The sequence below is a fragment of the Frankia sp. CcCS3 genome (genome assembly GCF_977927575.1).
Window position 1 is genome coordinate 1 of the sequence record NZ_CDWRCL010000033.1, and the last position, 18632, is coordinate 18632.

12 protein-coding genes and 1 riboswitch are annotated in these 18632 nt (G+C 72.4%); of the genes, 2 read left to right on the forward strand and 10 right to left on the reverse strand.

Going from position 1 to position 18632, the window contains the following annotated elements:
- The first annotated feature begins 662 nt into the window (after positions 1-662).
- Complete coding sequence (locus AC08OQ_RS05290; RefSeq protein WP_476600902.1) at positions 663-6794, forward strand: SDR family NAD(P)-dependent oxidoreductase; 6132 nt, start codon at positions 663-665, stop codon at positions 6792-6794.
- Positions 6795-7055: 261 nt separating this feature from the next.
- On the opposite strand, the gene AC08OQ_RS05295 is transcribed toward AC08OQ_RS05290, so the two are convergent.
- Positions 7056-7805 carry an RNA-guided endonuclease InsQ/TnpB family protein gene (locus AC08OQ_RS05295; RefSeq protein ID WP_476600900.1) on the reverse strand — a complete coding sequence of 250 codons (750 nt, stop codon included), beginning with the start codon at positions 7803-7805 and terminating at the stop codon, positions 7056-7058.
- Positions 7781-8203: an IS200/IS605 family transposase gene (tnpA, locus tag AC08OQ_RS05300; protein ID WP_476600898.1), complete on the reverse strand. Its 423-nt coding sequence runs from the start codon at positions 8201-8203 to the stop codon at positions 7781-7783. The genes AC08OQ_RS05295 and tnpA overlap by 25 nt, the downstream gene beginning before the upstream one ends.
- Positions 8204-8397: 194 nt before the next feature.
- On the opposite strand from tnpA, the gene AC08OQ_RS05305 reads away from it, so the two are divergent.
- On the forward strand, positions 8398-9873 hold the full coding sequence (locus AC08OQ_RS05305; protein WP_476600896.1) for an acyl-CoA synthetase: 1476 nt from the start codon (positions 8398-8400) through the stop codon (positions 9871-9873).
- Positions 9874-9912: 39 nt separating this feature from the next.
- Here AC08OQ_RS05305 and AC08OQ_RS05310 read toward each other — a convergent pair whose 3' ends face one another.
- The 8 genes from AC08OQ_RS05310 to AC08OQ_RS05345 form a co-directional block, all read right to left on the reverse strand.
- A complete protein-coding gene (locus tag AC08OQ_RS05310) occupies positions 9913-11865 on the reverse strand; it encodes an ABC transporter ATP-binding protein (protein WP_476600894.1) in 1953 nt (650 codons plus the stop codon).
- Positions 11843-12355 carry a lasso peptide biosynthesis B2 protein gene (locus AC08OQ_RS05315; protein WP_462186037.1) on the reverse strand — a complete coding sequence of 171 codons (513 nt, stop codon included), beginning with the start codon at positions 12353-12355 and terminating at the stop codon, positions 11843-11845. The genes AC08OQ_RS05310 and AC08OQ_RS05315 overlap by 23 nt, the downstream gene beginning before the upstream one ends.
- Positions 12352-12669, reverse strand: a complete 318-nt coding sequence (locus AC08OQ_RS05320; protein ID WP_476604829.1) for a lasso peptide biosynthesis PqqD family chaperone — start codon at positions 12667-12669, stop codon at positions 12352-12354. The genes AC08OQ_RS05315 and AC08OQ_RS05320 overlap by 4 nt, the downstream gene beginning before the upstream one ends.
- Positions 12670-12675: 6 nt before the next feature.
- Complete coding sequence (locus tag AC08OQ_RS05325; protein WP_476604828.1) at positions 12676-14571, reverse strand: asparagine synthase-related protein; 1896 nt, start codon at positions 14569-14571, stop codon at positions 12676-12678.
- Entirely contained in the window at positions 14568-14678 is a 111-nt protein-coding gene (locus AC08OQ_RS05330; RefSeq protein ID WP_476593204.1) for a lasso RiPP family leader peptide-containing protein, read from the reverse strand. The genes AC08OQ_RS05325 and AC08OQ_RS05330 overlap by 4 nt, the downstream gene beginning before the upstream one ends.
- A gap of 289 nt (positions 14679-14967) precedes the next feature.
- Positions 14968-15804, reverse strand: coding sequence for an AfsR/SARP family transcriptional regulator (locus tag AC08OQ_RS05335; protein ID WP_476604827.1), 837 nt, complete (start codon positions 15802-15804; stop codon positions 14968-14970).
- 224 nt (positions 15805-16028) lie between these two features.
- Positions 16029-16778 carry a peptidoglycan-binding protein gene (locus AC08OQ_RS05340; RefSeq protein WP_462203602.1) on the reverse strand — a complete coding sequence of 250 codons (750 nt, stop codon included), beginning with the start codon at positions 16776-16778 and terminating at the stop codon, positions 16029-16031.
- Between the two features lie 481 nt (positions 16779-17259).
- A riboswitch (cyclic di-AMP (ydaO/yuaA leader) is annotated at positions 17260-17413 on the reverse strand.
- A 599-nt stretch (positions 17414-18012) separates the two neighbouring features.
- Positions 18013-18477: an alpha/beta fold hydrolase gene (locus AC08OQ_RS05345; protein WP_462186044.1), complete on the reverse strand. Its 465-nt coding sequence runs from the start codon at positions 18475-18477 to the stop codon at positions 18013-18015.
- Positions 18478-18632 lie beyond the last annotated feature (155 nt).

Here is an 18632-nt window from a genome sequence, read left to right on the forward strand (position 1 = left end):
GGGGTTGTGGGCGATACATGTCACGACACGATGCATGCCACATCAAGTCACAGCAGGCCACGCCGAGCCAACATTACGCACAGTTACCAAACTGGCTGGGGTCTCACGCCCACCCCGGTTAACTTCGAAGACCCCACATGGCCCGATCGCGCCAGGACGTTTGAAGCCCAAACGCAGCATCGGGCACCATGGGGACGTAATGAAGTAACAAATACGTGATCGAGAGCATCATCGCAGGTCACAGGCCTGTGGAGGGTTCGAAACGCGCAAGTTATTTCATTTCGACTCCCATGGCGTTCATGCTTATTCACACGTGACCGACGACACGCACCCCCGGCCGGCATGGTCGTACCCTGAGAAGATGGGGACGTCGCACTCTCGACGGAGAGCGGACGGCTCCGCGACCCGACTCCTCGCCGGTTGCCTGAGCCCTACCCTTCCGCGTCCAGAGGAGATATTCCAAGTCGTTCTCGGCTCCAGCTTTCCGGGATTTTGTCCCACTCCGTACCGAGCGCTAACGGCTGACCCTGACTTTGATCCGTGGCGGCCTTCTTCGTTGTCCGTCGACCCGTCGCCGAAACGGACGAAGGCGAACGCCCGGCGACGGACGCGGCTGTCGCCGACGCGTCGTTTCCTCATTGAATAGGACGCTGGGAGTTTGCATGCACGATACGCGCGAAATCCAGGCACGATCGCCGCGCGGCACCGGTGGTGGGGCGAGCGAGGCGTGGCGTCTCCGGCTGGCCGGCCGATCGGAGGCGGCCCAGTGCGAGCTCCTGCTGGACCTGATAGCCGGCCGGGTCGCCGTGCTGACCGAGCGCAGCGGCGACGCGGCCATCCTCGGCCGGGAATCCTCCTGGCGTGGTCTCGGGGTGTACCGCGGCATCGCCGAGCGGCTGCGGGACGAACTGTCCGCGGCGACGGGTCTGCGCCTGCCCGCCACGCTGTTGTTCGACCGGCCATCCCCCGAGGCCCTCGCCGGCCATCTGCGCCGTGAGTTGCTGGGTATCGACGAGCCCGCCGCGACCACCGCCGTTCCCGCGGCCGTTCCCGCGGCCGTCGCCGTTCCCGCCACCGGCGAGGTCGGCTCGGAGTCGTTCCGGGGCCATGATCCCGTCGTCATCATCGGCATGGCCTGCCGGCTGCCCGGCGGCACCGACTCACCAGAAGCCCTGTGGGACCTGGTACGAGAGGGCCGGGATGCCGTCGGCGGCCTGCCCGACGACCGGGGCTGGGACCTCGACGCGCTCTACGATCCTGATCCCGATCAGCCTGGCACCGCCTACACCCGCCATGGCGGGTTCCTGCCCGGCATCGCGCTGTTCGACCCGGGATTCTTCGGTATCGGTCCGCGCGAGGCGCAGGCCGTGGACCCGCAGCAGCGGCTGATGCTGGAGATCTCCTGGGAGGTTCTGGAGCACGCGGGCCTCGACCCACGGTCGCTGCGGGGCAGCCGGACCGGCATCTTCACCGGGGTGTCGCTGCAGGACTATGGCCCCGCCTGGCATGCGGCGCCCGCCGAAGCCCAGGGACAGCTGCTCACCGGCAACGCCTCCGGCGTGATCGCCGGCCGCGTCTCCTACACGCTCGGCCTGGAAGGGCCCGCGTTGACCATCGACACCCAGTGTTCCTCGTCTCTGGTGGCGGTGCATCTGGCCGGCCAGGCGCTGCGGGCCGACGAATGCGACCTCGCCCTGGCCGGTGGGGTGACCGTGATGTCGACCCCAGGGATCCTGGTGGAGTTCAGCCGCAAGCGGGGCCTGGCGCCGGACGGGCGGTGCAAGGCGTTCTCCGCCGACGCCGACGGCACCGGCTGGGCCGACGGCGCGGGCGTGCTGCTGCTGGAACGGCTCTCCGACGCCCGCCGTAACGGCCATCACGTCCTCGCGGTCCTGCGTGGCACCGCGATCAACCAGGACGGCGCCAGCAACGGGATGACCGCGCCGAACGGCCTGTCCCAGCAGCGCCTGATCCGCCAGGCGCTGGCCAACGCGGGGCTGCGCGCCGCCGACGTCGACGCGGTGGAGGCGCACGGCACCGGCACGACGCTCGGTGACCCGATCGAGGCCCGGGCCGTCATCGCCACCTACGGCCAGGACCGAGCCACCTACGGCCAGGACCGTGCGGCGCGGCGGCCCGTCTACCTCGGGTCCCTGAAGTCGAACATCGGCCACACCCAGGCCGCCGCCGGCGTCGCCGGGATCATCAAGATGGTGCAGGCGATGCGGCACGGCGTCCTGCCGCGGACCCTGCACGTGCGCGAGGCGTCCCCGCACGTGGACTGGTCGGCGGGCGACGTCGCCCTGCTCACCGGGAACGTCCCCTGGCAGCGCCAGGATGGCCGGCCGCGACGGGCGGCGGTGTCAGCGTTCGGGGTAAGCGGCACCAACGCTCATGCCGTGCTCGAGGAAGCACCGCCCGGGCCGGGAACGGACGCCGTGGGTGCGGACCGCGCCGGGGAGAACCCGGCGAGCGCCCCGGTGCCTGTCGTCCTGTCCGGCCGCGGCGACGCGGCGCTACGTTCGGCGGCCGCCCGGCTCGGCACGCACCTGGAGCGCCATCCCGAGATCTCCCCCCTGGACGCGGGATACACCCTGGCGGGTCGCACCCACTTCGAGCACCGCGCCGTCGCCGTCGTCCGCGGATCGGCGGCGTGCAGCAGCGGCACGCACCTGGCCGGGACCGGGACCCTGACCGGGATCCTGGCTGCTCTGGCCGAGGCCCGCCCCACCGCCGGGCTGGTCCTGGGCACGGTCCGACCGGCGCTGAGCCGAAGCGGAACCGCCCGGGGCGCAACCGCCTTCCTGTTCACCGGGCAGGGCAGCCAACGCCCCGGGATGGGCCGCGAACTCCATGCGGCCTACCCGGCCTTCGCCGACGCCCTCGACGACGTCTGTGCCCACTTCGCGCCGCATCTCGAATACCCACTGCGCGACGTCATGTTCGCCCCCGCCGGTTCCCCGGGCGCGGCGGCGCTCGACCGCACCGAGTACACCCAGCCCGCGCTGTTCGCCTTCGAGACCGCGCTGTTCCGGCTCCTCGAATCCTGGGGTCTCGCCCCGGGGATCCTCGCCGGGCACTCCATCGGCGAGCTCACCGCCGCCCACGTCGCCGGAGTGTGGGCCCTCGACGACGCCTGCGCTCTCGTCGCGGCCCGCGGCCGGCTCATGCAAGCCTGCCGCGCCGGCGGAGCCATGACCGCCATCCGCGCCGGCGAGGCGGAGGTCGCCGAGTCCCTCGCCGGGCTCGCCAGGCGGGTCGAGATCGCCACCGTCAACGGCCCGAGCGCCACCGTCATCGCCGGCGACGCCGACCTCGTCGAGCGCGTCGCCGTCGGCTGGGCCGAACGCGGCCGCGCCATCAGGCGGCTGACGGTCAGCCACGCTTTTCACTCCCCGCACATGGACGACATGCTCGACCGGTTCCGAGCCGTCGCCGAGAAGATCATCTACTCCCCGCCGGCCATCCCCGTCGTCTCCACCCGGACCGGCGACCTCGGCCTCCAGGCCGGGCTCACCACCCCCGACCACTGGGTACGCCACGTCCGCGAACCCGTCCGCTTCCTCGACGCCGCCCGTCGCCTGCACCGCGAAGGCGCCGTCGCCTACCTCGAACTCGGCCCCGACGCCGTCCTGACCGCGCTCCTGCCGGCCTGCCTAGCCGCCGACGCCCAGAGCACCGAGAGTACCCAGAGCACCCGGGACGCCCAGAACACCCGCGACGCCCGCGACACGGTGGCCGCGGCGGCGTCCCGTGCCGGCCGCCCCGAACCCGACACCCTCCTCACTGCCCTGGCCGAACTGCACGTCCACGGCGTCGACGTCGACTGGCACGCCCTGTACCGAGGACGCGGCGCCCGGCACCGGGAGCTGCCCACCTACCCGTTCCAGCGCAGGCGCTACTGGCTCGACGGGACCACCGCCGTCCCCGCGCCCCGTAGCCCGACCGTCGGGACGGCCCGCGCGGCGGGCCCGGACGGCTGGTCCTACCGCACCGAGTGGCGGCCCCTGGACTCCGCGGACGTCACCACCGCCGTGACGGCCCAGGCCATCGCGGCGCCACCGCTGTCCGGCGTGTGGCCGGTGCTGACCCCGGCCGCCGGCGTTGACGAGGACATGCTCTCCCGCCTCTGCTGGATCATCGAACGCCTCGGCGGCACGGCCGTCACCCTCACCCTCACCGGCGACGACGCCGACCGCGCCCGGGTCGCGGCGCTGCTGTCGAACGCCGTACTGCTGTCGAACGCCATGCCGCCGTCGGGCGGCGGCCTCGCCGGGAAGAAGATCGGGAAGAAGACGGTGCAGGCGGTACGCGGCGTCCTGTCCCTGCTCGCCCTCGACGACACGCCGCACCGCATCCATCCGGCACTGACCACCGGGCTCGCCCTCACCGTCCCGCTCGTCCAGGCGCTGCACGACCTCGACGTGCCCGCACCGCTGTGGTGCGTCACCCGCGGCGCGGTCACCACCGGTCCCGACGACCCCGTCACCGCCCCGGACCAGGCCATGATGTGGGGACTCGGCCGCACCCTCGCTCTGGAGGACCCCGGCACCTGGGGCGGTCTGATCGACATCCCGACCGACCTCGACGATCAGACGCTGGCGTGGTTCGGCTCCGCCCTCACCGCCCCCGGTGGCGAGGACCAGCTCGCCGCCCGTGCCACCGGGCTGTTGGTACCCCGCCTCGTCAGGGCCGACACCGTCCTACCAGCCGACACCGTCCCACCAGCGTGGCGGCCCCACGGCACGGTCCTGATCACCGGTGGCACCGGCGCCCTCGGCGCGCATGCCGCCCGCCGGCTCGCCCGCGACGGTGCGCGCCGGATCGTCCTCGTCAGCCGCCGTGGCCCCGCGGCTCCGGGGGCGGAGGAACTACGCGCCGAACTCGCCGCCCTCGGCGCCGAGGCGATCATCGAGGCCTGCGACGTGGGAGAGCACGAACAGCTCGCCGCTCTGCTGCGGAGACTGGCCAAGGCGGGCCGGCCGGTGTCCGCCGTCGTACACGCGGCCGGTGTCATGGGACAGGTGACCGCCCTGCACAAACTCGATCTCGGGGAGTTCGCGGAGGTCGTGGCCAGGAAGGTCGCCGGCGCCGCCGGCCTCGACCGGCTACTCGACGGGATCGACGGGATCGACGGGATCGACGGGATCGACGGCACCAGGCTGGAGGCCTTCGTCCTGTTCTCGTCGGTGTCGGCGACCTGGGGCAGTGGCGGCCAGTCCGCCTACAGCGCGGGCAACGCCTACCTCGACGCCCTCGCCGCGCGGCGGCGCGCGCTCGGTCTCGCCGCCACCTCTGTCGCATTCGGCCCGTGGGCCGACGCCGGAATGGGCGCCGAGGCCACGTTCCGTGACTCCCTGGGCCGCCGTGGCCTGACCCCGCTGCCCCCCGACGCAGCGGTCACCGCGCTCACCCGGGCGGTCGCGGGCGGGCAGGCCGCGCTCACCGTCGCCGACGTCGACTGGGATCGCTTCCTCCCACCCTTCACCGCCGCCCGCCCTGGGCATTTCTTCGACGATCTATGGAGCCGGTCCACGACGGCCGGACCCGAGGGGGACGCCGAGCCGACCGGCACCGACGCGCCCCCCGCCCGAGTGGACTACGGGACGCTGCCCGGGCCCGCCCGCGCCCGCGCGCTGTTCGACCTCGTGCGGGCGGAGGCCGCGGCCATCCTCGGGCACCCGTCGCCCGACGACGTGGACCCGCAGCGCCGCTTCCTCGAACTCGGCTTCGACTCACTGGCCTCGGTGCAGCTCAGCCGCCGACTGGCCGCCGCCACCGGCCTCACCCTGGCCACGCCCGTTGTCTTCGAGCATCCGACGGTCTGCGAGCTCACCCGCCATCTCGACGCCCTCGCCACCCTCGCCACCCAGCGGCACCCGGACATCGTGCCCGGCAGGCCCCCCGCGCGGGCCGGGACGCAGGTCGCGCCGATCGGCGTGCGCGAGCTGTACCGACAGGCGTGCACGGACGGCAAGTTCGCCGAGGGCGTCGGTGTCCTGCGGGCCGTCGCCCGGCTCAGGCCCGTCTTCCGCACCGTCGAGGCCTTCGGCGCGCCCGCCGCGCCGGTGAGACTCGCCTCGGGTCCGGCCAGGCCCACCATCGTCTGCCTGCCCTCGATGGTCGCCCCGTCGGGACCGCACAACTTCGCCCGCCTTGCCCTGCACCTGCATGGCCGGCGGGACGTGTACGCGCTGCCGCATCCCGGATTCGGCGACGGGGAGCTGCTTCCGGCCACCGCGGATCTCGTCGTTGACCTGCATGCCGAGACCATCGCCCGGGCGTTCGACGAGATCCCCATCGTGCTCGCGGGTTACTCCTCGGGCGGCTGGCTGGCACATGCGATCGCGGCCCGGCTGGAGGCCCGCGGGATCCGCCCCGGGGCGGTGGTGCTGCTCGACACGTGGCTACCCGGGGACCGCATCCCCGAGGGCGACATCCAGGAGGAGCTTCGCGGCGTCGCCCTCAACGACCAGGCCTTCGCGCTGATGACGGAGGCACAGGTCACCGCGCAGGGCGCCTACCTGGACCTGTTCGAGGGCTGGCGGCCGACCACCGTCGACGCGCCGGTCGTCCTCGTCCGGGCGATGGAGCGCATGCCCCAGCAGGCGGTCGCCGAGAACCCTGACGGGGATGGCCAGGCCTGGGTGACCGACTGGGTGATGGAGCACGAAAGGCTCGACGCCGCCGGCAATCACCAGACGATGATGAACGAACACGCCGCCTCCACCGCCGCAGTCCTCCACCAGTGGCTTGCAGAACTGGGCCGGCCCACGGAACTGGAGCGGCGCTGATGCGGTGACCGGTCTACCCCCGGGGCCATCGGGTCACCGGACCTCGGGTCACAAGGCGGCCAGCGCCGGCCTGAGGACGCGTTCGTAGAAGTCGCAGAAGCCGCCCTGATCTGGACCGATCTGGAGCAGGGCGACTTCGGTGAACCCGGCGTCGGCGAACCGCCGGACCCCCGCGACGAACGGCTCCGGGTCGGGCCCGTGCGGGATCTTCGGGGCGAGATCCTCCGCGTGACTACTCCGACGTCTAAAGGCGCCGGCTTCTCAGGCGGCTTGCGCTGCCTGAAGGGCCAGCCCGGCCCTGAGGATGTTGGTAGCCGCGTTGACGTCGGCGTGCGCGCTGTGGCCGCATGCCTGACAGACAAACGCGGCCTGTGTTCTGCGGTTCCCGGCGGCGCAGTGGCCACATTCGGCGCAGGTACGGGACGTATTGGCGGGTGGCGCCCCGACGACGGCCCGTCCGGCGCTTTCAGCCTTGGCGTGCAGCACGGTGAGGAACACCCCCCATCCCGCATCGAGGATGCTCTTGTTCAGCCCCGTCTTGGCGGCCTGCCCGTTCGACAGGAAGACACCGGGCGTCTCCGGGTCGGGCCTGGGCATGACCCGGCGGGTCATGCCCTTGATGTTCAGGTTCTCCACGGCGATCAGGTCGTGGTCGCGGACCAGCCCGAGCGCGGTCTTGTGGGCGAGGTCGAGACGCTGCCGGACGACGGCGCAGTGTTGCGCCGCGACCCGCGCGACGGCCTTGCGGCGCCGCTTCGAGCCGCGCTGCTTGCGGGACAGGTCCCGCTGCGCGGCGGCCAGCCTGCCCGCCGCCCGCCCGGCGAACCGGGGATTGCCGTAGCGGACCGTCGTCCGGCTCGGATGCCGGTAGGCGTCGCGGCGTTCCTGAAGGGCGGCGTTGTAGAGCGCCCGGTGGTCGTCGAGCATCGCGCCCAAGGCGGCTGTCTGGTGGCCGGTCGGGCGGAGCTGGAACCTGAAGGTCCGTCTCACCGGGCGGCTACCGGCCGCCACGGCCGTTCGTTCTGCGTGTCGATGTACCGCCGGACCGTGTCGGCGGAGACCGCGCCGACAGTGGCGACGAAGTACGACCGCGACCACAGGGTGGGCAGCCGGGACCGCAGGTGCGCGAACTCGGCGCGCAGCACGTGGGACGTGAAGCCCTTCACCTGGTTGGCGATGTACGACGGGGCGTGCTTTGGATGAGCCTTCACGAACAGGTGCACGTGGTCAGGTGCGATCTCCAGCGCGACGACCGGCCAGTCGTGCTCGGTGCACTTCTCGCGCAGCAGCGCGTCCAGCCGGTCACGGACCGGGCCGACGAGTACCGGCCTGCGATATTTGGGGCACCAGACGACGTGATAGCCAAGGTCGTAGGCCCCGCCCGCGCCCGTCGTCACCCACCGCCCCACGCCACCGACTATATCAGCATGGCCGGCATAACCGTTACAGTCCGTACCGGATTCCCCTGTCGCCTGAAAGCGACACTCCCCCCGGAGGCGACTGGTGGTTCGATGCTCCGGCTGTGAATCGACGCGCACAGCACCTCGGCGGCGGTCTGGGCGGAGCTGAGCGTCGACGGGTTCAGCCATGGGATTATGACGGAGTGACGCTGTTCCCACTGCCAGCCGTCGAGCACGACGGCCCCGCCGTCCAGGTCGGGGAGGTCGAGTTCACCCGCGCCGAGCTCTTCGCGGCCGCGTCCGTCGTCGCCGGTCGGGTGGCCGGCGCGCCGGCGGTGGCCGTGCACGCCGAGGCGACGATGGCCACCGTCCTCTCGGTCGTCGGCTGCCTGCTCGCCGGGGTGCCGGCGGTACCCGTGCCGCCCGACTCCGGGCCGCGTGAACGCGGTCACATCCTGCGCGACTCGGGCGCCGCCCTGCTGCTCGGCAGCCCCGCCTGGGACGACCTCACGATCCCCACCGTGCCGGTCGATCTCACCGCACGGTCGGGGGCTGCCGGGTCCGGGTCCGGGGGGGCCGGACCGGCGCTCATCCTCTACACCTCCGGGACGACCGGAGCCCCCAAAGGCGTGGTGCTGTCCGCCCCGGCCATCGCCGCCGATCTGGACGCCCTCGCCGACGCCTGGGCCTGGACGCCCGAGGACACGCTCGTGCACGGACTGCCGCTGTTCCACGTCCACGGCCTGGTCCTGGGTGTGCTCGGGGCGCTGCGGGCCGGCAGCCGGTTGATCCACACCGTCCGCCCGACCCCGACGGCGTACGCGGCGGCCGGGGGGACCCTGTACTTCGGCGTGCCGACCGTGTGGTCCCGGGTCTGTGACGATCCGACCACCGCCCGCGCCCTGGCCTCGGCCCGGCTGCTCGTCTCGGGCAGTGCCCCCCTGCCGATGCCGGTGATCGACCGGCTCGCCGGCCTCACCGGCCTCGCCCCGATCGAACGGTACGGGATGACCGAGACGTTGATCACCATCAGCGCCCGAGCGGACGGGGAGCGCCGGGCGGGCTGGGTCGGCACCACCCTGCCGGGAGTGCGGACCCGGCTCGTGGACGACGAGACGGGGGCCGAGCTGCCCGCGGACGGGGAGAGCATCGGCGAGCTGCAGGTCCGCGGTTCCACCCTGTTCGACGGGTACCTGGGGCGCCCGGAGGTCACCGCCGCGTCGTTCACCGCGGACGGCTGGTTCCGCACCGGCGACGCCGCGGTCGTCGCCCCGGACGGCCACCACCGAATCGTCGGGCGCCGATCCACCGACCTCATCAAGAGCGGCGGTTACCGGGTGGGCGCGGGCGAGGTCGAGGCCGTGCTGCTGGCCCACCCGGCCGTGCGCGAGGCCGCCGTCGTCGGGCTGCCGGACGACGACCTCGGGCAGCGCATCGCCGCCTTCGTCATCGCCCCCGGCCTGGCCGGTGCGGCGGGCGGGATACCGGGCGGGGCGCCGGGCGGGACACCGAGCGAGACGGCGAGCGAGACGACGGCGAGCGAGGCGCTCATCGACTTCGTGGCGCGGGAGCTGTCCATCCACAAGCGGCCCCGGGAGATCCACCTGGTGACCGAGCTCCCCCGCAACTCGATGGGCAAGATCCGCAAGTCCGCCCTGGCTCCCCCGGAAACGCCCTGAGGGCAGGTCACGGCGTCGAGGAGAGCGTGCTCGGGGTGCTCACCCCACCGGGGCGGGAGGCCCTGCGGTCCCTGCTCGCCCGCGCCCTGGCGGGCTGACCGGCCCAGCGGGGCTGGCGGGACCGGCCGGCAGGCCCGTGGCGAGGCCGCGGTAGAACGCGCTGGTCGCCATCAGCTCCTCGTGCGGGCCCTGCGCGACCACGCGGCCCTCGTTCAGCACGAGGATGAGATCCGCAGCCCGCACCGTGGAGATCCGGTGGGCAATGACCAGCAGTGCCCGCTCGGCGGCGATCCGGCGCATCGCGCGGGTGAGCGCCTGCTCGTTGACGCTGTCCAGCTGGGCCGTGGGCTCGTCCAGGAGCAGCACCGCGGGCTGAGCGATCAGCGCGCGGGCGATCGCGACCCGCTGCCGTTCCCCGCCGGAGAGCAGCACACCATGATCACCAACCGGGGTCCGGAGCCGCTCGGGCAGCCGGTCGGTGAAGTCCCGCAGCCCCGCCGTGGCCAGGACCGCGGTGATCTGCTCCTCGGTCGCCTCCGGCGCCGCGTAGGTGATGTTGTCCCGCAGGCTGCCGTGCAGCACCGGGGTGTTCTGCTCGACCAGCCCGACCCACCCGCGGGCGGTCGCGCGGGGCATCGCGCGGACGTCGTGGCCGGCGAAGAGGATCATTCCGGCGTCCGGCTCGTAGAATCGCTCGACGAGCTCCAGGATGGTGGACTTGCCGGCACCGGACGGCCCGACCAGCGCGACGTGCCCGCGGGACGGCACCGTGAACGACACCCCGCGCAGCACCGGCGTCTCCGCGTAGCCGAACCAGACGTCACGGAACTCGATCGACGGCACCTGCGGATTCGGCGGCTCCCTGCGTGACAAGGACAAGGATGACACTCGTGACGAGGGTGAGGGTGACAACGGTGCCGGCGGGCGCGTCCCGCCGGGGGCCGCGGCCGCCACGGGGCGCAGCGGACCGTGCACCGGCTCGTCGTCGCCCTCCCGGGGCAGCGCGAACACCGCGTTGACCCGCGACAGCGCCCCCATCCCCCGCTGGATGGTCGCCGCCGCCTCGATGAGCTGCGACAACGGCATCACCAGGTAGGTGGCATACAGCAGGAAGGCGACCAGGCTGCCGAGCGAGGCCGAACCGCGCGCCACCAGGATCCCGCCGACCAGGAGCACGACCAGCACGCTTCCCTGCACCGCGAGCTGCATCGCGGGGGCGATGATCGAGTCCAGCTTCGCCATCCGGATGCCGGCCTGGTATGCGGCCGCGGCGTGGTCGCCGATGCGCGCGGCCTCCCGCCCCTCGGCGCGGTTCGCCCGCACGGTACGGATCGCGGTGAGGGCGCGCTCCAGGTCGGCGGTCATGCCGCCGACGCTGGCCTGCCCGCGTTCGGACACCGTCCTGATCCGGGACAGCGCGCCGAATACCACGACCCCGGCCACCGCCACCACCCCGAGCACGAGCAGGAACAGCCAGGGGTTCAACCAGATCATCAGGGCGACGGCGCCGACGACGCCGATCACGCTGGTGACCAGGGAGGTGAAGCTGTACGCCACCGCCTCCCGCACCACGGTCGTGTCGGTATTCGCGCGGGAGATCAGATCCCCGATCCGCCGCGTGTCGAACACCCGCATGCGCAGCCGCAGCAGGTGGCCGATCAGGCTGGTGCGCAGGCCGAGCAGGACGCCCTGGCCGACGCGCTCGAGCAGGTAGTGCCCGGCGGTGTCGATCATCGCCTGGCCGACGAACAGACCCAGCAGCGCCCCGATGAGCCAGCCGGGAATACCCCCCGCCTGCGCAGCGTCGATCACCCGCATCACGAGCAGCGGTTGGAGCACCCCGACGGCGGTGCCGACCACGGTCAGCGCCGTGGCGATCGCCACCGCCCCGCGACGGCCGCACAGCAGCGCCCAGAGTTCCGCGACGCCCCGCAACGCGGGCCCCCGGGCAACTCCCTGGCCCTCCCCCTCAACGACGTACGCCCTCGTCACGAGGCACGCCCCTTCCGCGAAGCCCGCCACTCCCACGAAGCCCGCCCGCGCGACGCGGCCCGGTTCCCGTTCCCGGACCGACGCTGAGCAGCGGCCGCAGGTAGCCGGCCGGCATCGACTCCCCCACGATCACTCCGTCCGCCTCGACCCACGCGTGCGCGGCGAACGGCGCGATGGTGCGCACCCCCACACGCCACGTCGGGAACGTTCCGGTCAACCGGCACAGCAGGGCGGTCGCTATCGAGCGGGGAACGCAGCCCCGCGCGCCGCGGCAGGTGAGGCTCACGGCTGTCACCGCCTGCCGGGCGGCGAGCGCGGTGTCATAGTCGGCCGGGCGGGCGCCCGCGCCCACCTCCGTGAGCACCCGGCAGATGCGGGCCGGCGACTGGGTCGCGAGCACCCGCGCGATCCCCACGGCGACCAGCGCGCCGAGCCGACGAGCGAGGGACGGTTTCGCCTCCGGCCGCTCGACCACCATCGGCGCGGTCACCGGGCCTGCGCCCGGGGATCGCAGACCGCCTCGGTCTCGGGTGACCATCGGGGTTCGGGCTCAGCCTCGATGAGGCCCACGTCCGCGAGTTGGGCGAGCAGACCCTCCACGTCGCGGCGCGCCGTCTCCGGGTCAACCTCGCTGGCCTCACACAGCCCGCGGGCGGCGGCTGCCGTGTCGCCGCCGTCGAGCAGGATCCGCAGCACCAGGTCACCCGAGGGGTTGAGGGTCCAGTACCGGCCGTTGTCGATATGGAGGAGCACCGCTCCGTACTCGGTCGGCGCCCGCACTACGTCAGGCCGCAGCGTCACCATGATCACTCACTCCTCCGGTAGCTCACTCACTTCTCCGGTAGCGCAGTCAGGGCTCCGCCGGCTCGCGAGCACCCGCAGCCACGCGTCCACCGCGAACGTCGGTTGCAGCGCCTGGTGGCGATGACCAGGTACGGACGAAGATCGGCACGCCTGGCGCAGCGCGTCCGGCTCGATCAGGCCGAGATCGGCCAACGGGCTGTCATCGCACAGCTTCACCAGGACGTCCTGGCTGGCGCGCAGGCCCTGATCCGCCTCGGCGGCGGCATCCGCCTTGGTCTCGCGGCGCAGGCATTCCTGCGGCACCACCCGGCGCATGGCCTCCTTCAACAACGGTTTGTACTCCCACGGACCGGTGCGCTCCTCGGGCCGCACCGCCAGCGCCGCCCGGACCACCCGATCGTCGAGGAAGGGAGCGGCGAGCGGCGGGCCGACCGGATCGGCGAGCTGGTCGAACAGCCGGAACACCGCCGCGCCGGCGCGGATGGCGAAGAGATCGGCGTGGCCGTCCCGGGTCTCGGCCAGCGGCCAGGCGCGCCGGGCGGCCTCCGCGAACGCTCCGGCCAGCAGGTCGAGGGCCGCCGGCGTGAGCCAACCCGGGACCACAGGCGGAAAGGCCCAGTCGAGCGGGGCCAGGACGCCCGGGTGGGATCGGCCGAAACCGGAGGAACCGGAGGAACCGGCCGGACGGTGGGCCTGGTCGAGCGCATCGGCCATGTCGGCGAGGCAGTCCCGGTAGCCGCGCGGCCACATCATCCGCAGACACGCCATCCGCGGCCAGCCCTCCTGCGCTCGGTGTCCGCGCAGGTCGTGCAGCGCCCGCCAGGGCCGGCGGCGCAACAACCGGGGGAGGTAGGCGGGACAGCCATAGGCGACCTCGTCGCCACCGAACCCGGTGAGGTGCACCCGCGGCCCGTACAGCGCGACCCGGTCAAGACCCGCGCGCAGCTTCGCCCGGTCGACGATGCCGACGAACGGCCGGTCGAGCGGTTCGTCGGCGTCGGCAATACCGTCGTAGACGAGGGGAAGCCCGGCGGCGGGCAGGACCTCGCGCGTGACGCCGGGGAGCGTGGCCGCGGCCCGCGCGGCCCACTGGGCGTCGTCGTCACCGGGATCGCGGGCGATCCCGGTGAGCGCGACCACGTCGGCGGGGCCGCGCGCGGCCAGGCAGCACACCGAGGTGGAGTCCAGCCCACCCGACAGATCACAGCTCACCGTCCCGCCGCCGGCGACCCGCGCCGCCACGGCCTCGGCGAGAGCCGCCCGCAGGGTCGGCGCCCCCTCCGCACGGGACCGCACCGGTGCCGGTCGACGCCACCACCGCAGGACAGTGGCCTTCTCGTCAGGGCCGACGAGAAGGTAGTGATCCGGGGGCAGCGCGTCGATCGACTCCCAGAGCACCAGGTCGTCGAGCGGATGGGGCGGTGACGGGTCGAGCAGCGACAGAGCCAGCGCCGCCCGGTTCAGCGGGGCGCCCGTGAGCCGGGCGAGCACGTCGGCGCGGTCGGCGGCGACCAGCTGGCTGCCCAGCCGGGCGGTGAAAACCCGCCGGGTTCCCGTCGGGCTGCCCTGGATACGACGGTGGCCGTCGATGTCGGCGATCACGTGGTAGTCGCCGGCCACCGCGCGCGCGAGGTCGAGAGCATGCACGTCACGGGCCGTGAGAAGCAGCCGCAGGAGCTGTCGCGCGTTGGTCGCGGCACACCCGATCAGGGCCAGTCGCGAGCGCCCGGCGACGGCACTGACCATGGCGTCGTCCGGCCAGTTGCCGACGATCCACGGCCGCCCGGAGGCGTACCGCAGCATGTGACGGACCCCCGGCGGACGCACGACGGGATCACGGTCGGCCAGCACCAGAAACCAGCAGGACGGAATCGGGACCACCGCCACCCCGGCCGCCGTCACGCAAAACGCCGCCAGAAATAGTCACGCCCCCAGCCCCAGCGGCCGTTCGTCACTGCGGCGAAGCTGCCGGCATCCTCCAGTCGCGGGGGGAGGTAGGTAGCCTTCATCGTCTTCTCCTCAGCGGTTTCCGCGCGCCCGCGCTGTGACGCGCACCCTTGCGACGCGCACCCTTGCGACGCGCGCCGGTGGCGATACACGACGGCGCCGCGCCCGTGGCGCGGGCGCCGGCCAGCTGGTCCGGCCCGTCTGGTTGAAATTCCCCCGCCGGGTTCACTGGCGGTTCAGCTGACCTCCGGTGGTGAATTTGGGGGACCTGAGCACGGTCTGCGGTCCCTGGACCGTGCTCAGGTCCCCATAACTCGGCCGCCGCACGACTCGGCCGGAACGGCCGTGGTATCAGGTGATCCACGAGTCCGGATTCAGTACATGCTGATGGGCACGCCGCAGTTCGACACCGGGCTCGATCCCGAGTTCGGTCACCAGCCGCCGGTAGACCGTCTGGTACTCGGCCAGTGCCTCGGCCCGCCGGCCGGTGTGTTCCAACGCGAGGATCAGTTGGGCCCAGGGACGTTCCCGGGTCGGATGTTCGACCGTGAGCGCCCGCAGGGTCGGCAGCACCCGATCGTACTCGCTGAGGGCCAGGCGGGCGTCGATCAGGTCCTCGCACACCGCCCAGCGAGCCTCCTCCAGCCGGAGGACCTCCGCGCCTGCGATCTCCGCCGGGAGCTCGTCGAACGCGTCCCCCCGCCACAGCGCGAGGGCACCTTCGAAAAACCCGGCGGCGCGTTCCGGTGAGCCGGCACGCACGGCGGCGCGGCCCTGCTCAGCGGCCGATTCGAACCGCTTAGCGTCGATCTCACCGGGCGCAACGACCAGGCGGTACTCCCCCGGCCGGCTCTCGATGCGCCCGGGGCCGTTCCCCCCGGCTCCGGGCGTGCCCAGGGGCGGCCGGAGGGTGTGCCGCAGCTCCGAGAGATAAGTCTTGATGTTGCCCCCAGCGGAGCGCGGCGGGGCATCCTGCCAGAGCGCGAGCCGCATCCCGTCCACACTCACCCACTGGCCGGCGTGCAGCAGCAGGGTCAGCAGCAGGATGCGCTTCTTGCGCTGGTCGATGCGGACCTGCTCACCCGAGGATCGCCGCACCTCCAGCGGTCCCAGGACCGCGAACAGGAGGCCGGCCCCGGTCGCGGAAGATGCGTTCGGACTCGCCTCAGATAGGTAGTCGTCGAGCATCGTGGCTCTCATCGATCGGGCCCCCGTTTCGGTTTTCCCGTGCGGGCCGGCTGGTCCCGCCCGGGCCGGTGCCGTCTCCCGGCCCGGTGCTGGCCCGGTGGCTGAATACCCCCAGCTCACCCCGGGTAGTCATCCGGTGCATGCGGATATCGAGCAGCGATCTCGGGCGGGTCGGGAACACCGCCCGAGAGCGCCGGCGCCCGGTCGGCGGGCCTCGATCAGGGTCAGATCCCGAGCTTCGCCCGCGTCTGCGGCCCGACGATCCCGTCGACCACCAGACCGTGCTTCAGCTGGAAGTCCTTGACCATGTGGTTGGTCTGGTACCCGAACTTCCCATCCACGCTGATCGGGTAGCCAAGGCTGGCTAGCCTCTTCTGGATCTGGTGGACGTCGAGGCGGAACCCGAGGCCGATGGCCAGCGACGGGTAGCGGGCCGCAGGCGCCACCACGGCCGCACGCGCCGGGGCAGCCAGCGAGGAGTAGGAGACGTTCGTGAACCGCGCGCCGCGCGAGACGGCCGCCGCCGCTGCCTGTCCCCGGGCCAGGTAGCGGTAGTGCATGCCCTTGGTGTAGGCGCTCCAGGCGGTGATGCCCTGGCCTTCACAGACCTTCTTCGCCGCCCAGACGTTGACGGTTGGGTCGTAGAGGTTGCGGTTACCCACCCAGCCGGCGTGGGCCCGCATGTTGATCTGCCACAGGCCGCGCGAGTCCTCGCCGGAGGTGGCGTGGGCGTAGGGGTTGCCGCCGGACTCCGCAAGAGCCACCGCGACCCAGGTGGCCAGCGGGACGCCGCGGCAGCCGGGCAGTCCCGCGTTCGCGGCCGCGCTGGCGATCGTCACATCGGGGACCGTGGTGGCGGCCCTGGCCGGGCTCGCGGTGGCGAGCATGCCGGCGCCGGCGCCGATCACACCGACGGCGGCGACAACGGCGCCCCGGGTCCGGGTGGAATTTTTCCGATGCTTTCCCTTGGCCATTTCTTTGACATCTCATTTCGGTGTCGTCGAGCACAGACTGGTGATCGAGGGGAGGGATGCCGCTCAAAGGAGGGCGAGCGGAGACGACCGCGCTGGAGAAGAGCAGCACCCAGTGCCGGTCCCCCGGTGCGCCGAGGGTCCGTCCGGGGACGACCGATCGACGCACCCTGAGGATTCCGGGGTCGATGGGCTGAGCAGCCCGGCAGGCGGCCGCGGTCATTCCGTTCCGGGCCTGGCGGGCCCGGTGGACGGCAGGGGTCAGCCGACCACGGATGACGAGGTCAGGTGGCTTTCAGCCGAGCTGGTGGTATCGCGCGTCAGCGCGATCGGCCGGTACGGGCACCGACCGGATGGCACGTTCTCGCGAAGACGTCAGGGCGAGAACGGCGCCCAATATGGCGGGGACGCACCGCGGGTCGCGCCGAACGGCGTCACGGTCCAAAAGACCGGAGCCGAGCGTTCCTGAAACACAGGCAACGTCGAGTCCTTCCCGTACGCCTGCGAGGTTAGCTGTCGGGTTCGGGCCGGGAAGCCCGGCCGTTTCCGCGGCGTGCGCGTAACGGCTTAACCCCAAGGGCGGCCCGCAACGAGCCACCCGAAGGAACGTGGTTCCCCCGCTTCTGCCCAAGGTCTCTCGGAGGGAGCTCCGGACCGTGGGCAGAACTCGGCGTCGGCCCGGAGCTGTTGATACCTCGCAACCGTAGCGAACTACAGACCGTAGTGACAAGTACGAGTTGCGCCGAATCTGGGCGCATGTTGGTCACGATACGTGCATAACGCTGCGGTACCGCAACTCTCGGACATCAATAGCAGCTACCGGTAGCGACACAGATCACCCGTCACGACCGGATCTTGGCGATATGACCGGTCTGTCGCGACGGGGACCGGTGGCCACGGGGACCGGTAGTCACGGGGACCGGTAGTCACCGGGACCGCCCGGCCGCCCGGCAATCCCTGCGCCCCCGCGCACCCCGGCAACCCCCGGCGGGCGGGAAACTTGGACCGGGGGTCGGGTGGCGTGTGGGCGGGTACGCAAACGCGAACGGCGCCGGCTTCGAGCCGCAGACTCGAAGCCGGCGCCGTTGGAAAACAGACGACGCGGTACGGGACGGACGATGGACCCGCGTGATTCGCGCCGGCACCCGCCAAGGAAACGCCTGCTGAGCGATTGGGACTCCCGCGGAGGCACACCCCGATCAGAGCGGCACGCGGGCGCGCCCGGCACCGGGCGAGATCAGTCGAGCGGCCGGTCCCGCTGCCGTTGCCGTGGGGCCAGCCGCGGGGCACGGAGGTTCTCGAGGAACAGCAGGATGTGCGCGCCGACCGCACGCCGACCGGGGCCGGCGAGCACGCCACGCCCCCCGGGTAGCGACGCCAGCCGGGCCCGGCGCGCGGTCCGCGTCATCATGCGCACCAGCGCAAGCGGGCTGACCTCGTCTCGCTCGGCGTGGAGCAGTAGGACCGGCAGGTCGGGCAGCGACCGTGGGATCGGCTGTCCCGGACCCTCGCCCGCGATCTTTCGGTACACCAGCGGCAGGTCGAGCAACACGAGGGCATCCGGCCGGACGGCTGGCGAACCGGCGCCGACCAACGCCCGCAGGGCCCCGCTGTCCGAACCCAGCAGGATGAACGGACCCTCGGGGGCACGCGCCTCACCAAGGGCGAGGACGGTGTCTCTCCCGTGGTCGAGAAACGTCACCTGATATCCGTCGAGCGCGAGCCGGAAAGCCAGGCCCTCGAAATGTTCGGCGGATTCTCCCCGACCGGGGAGAAGGACGACACTGGCTCTTCTCGAGTGGGTTGGATCACCGCTGGGCCAGTAACGGGTTCCCGACCCCCCCACATATCCATGGG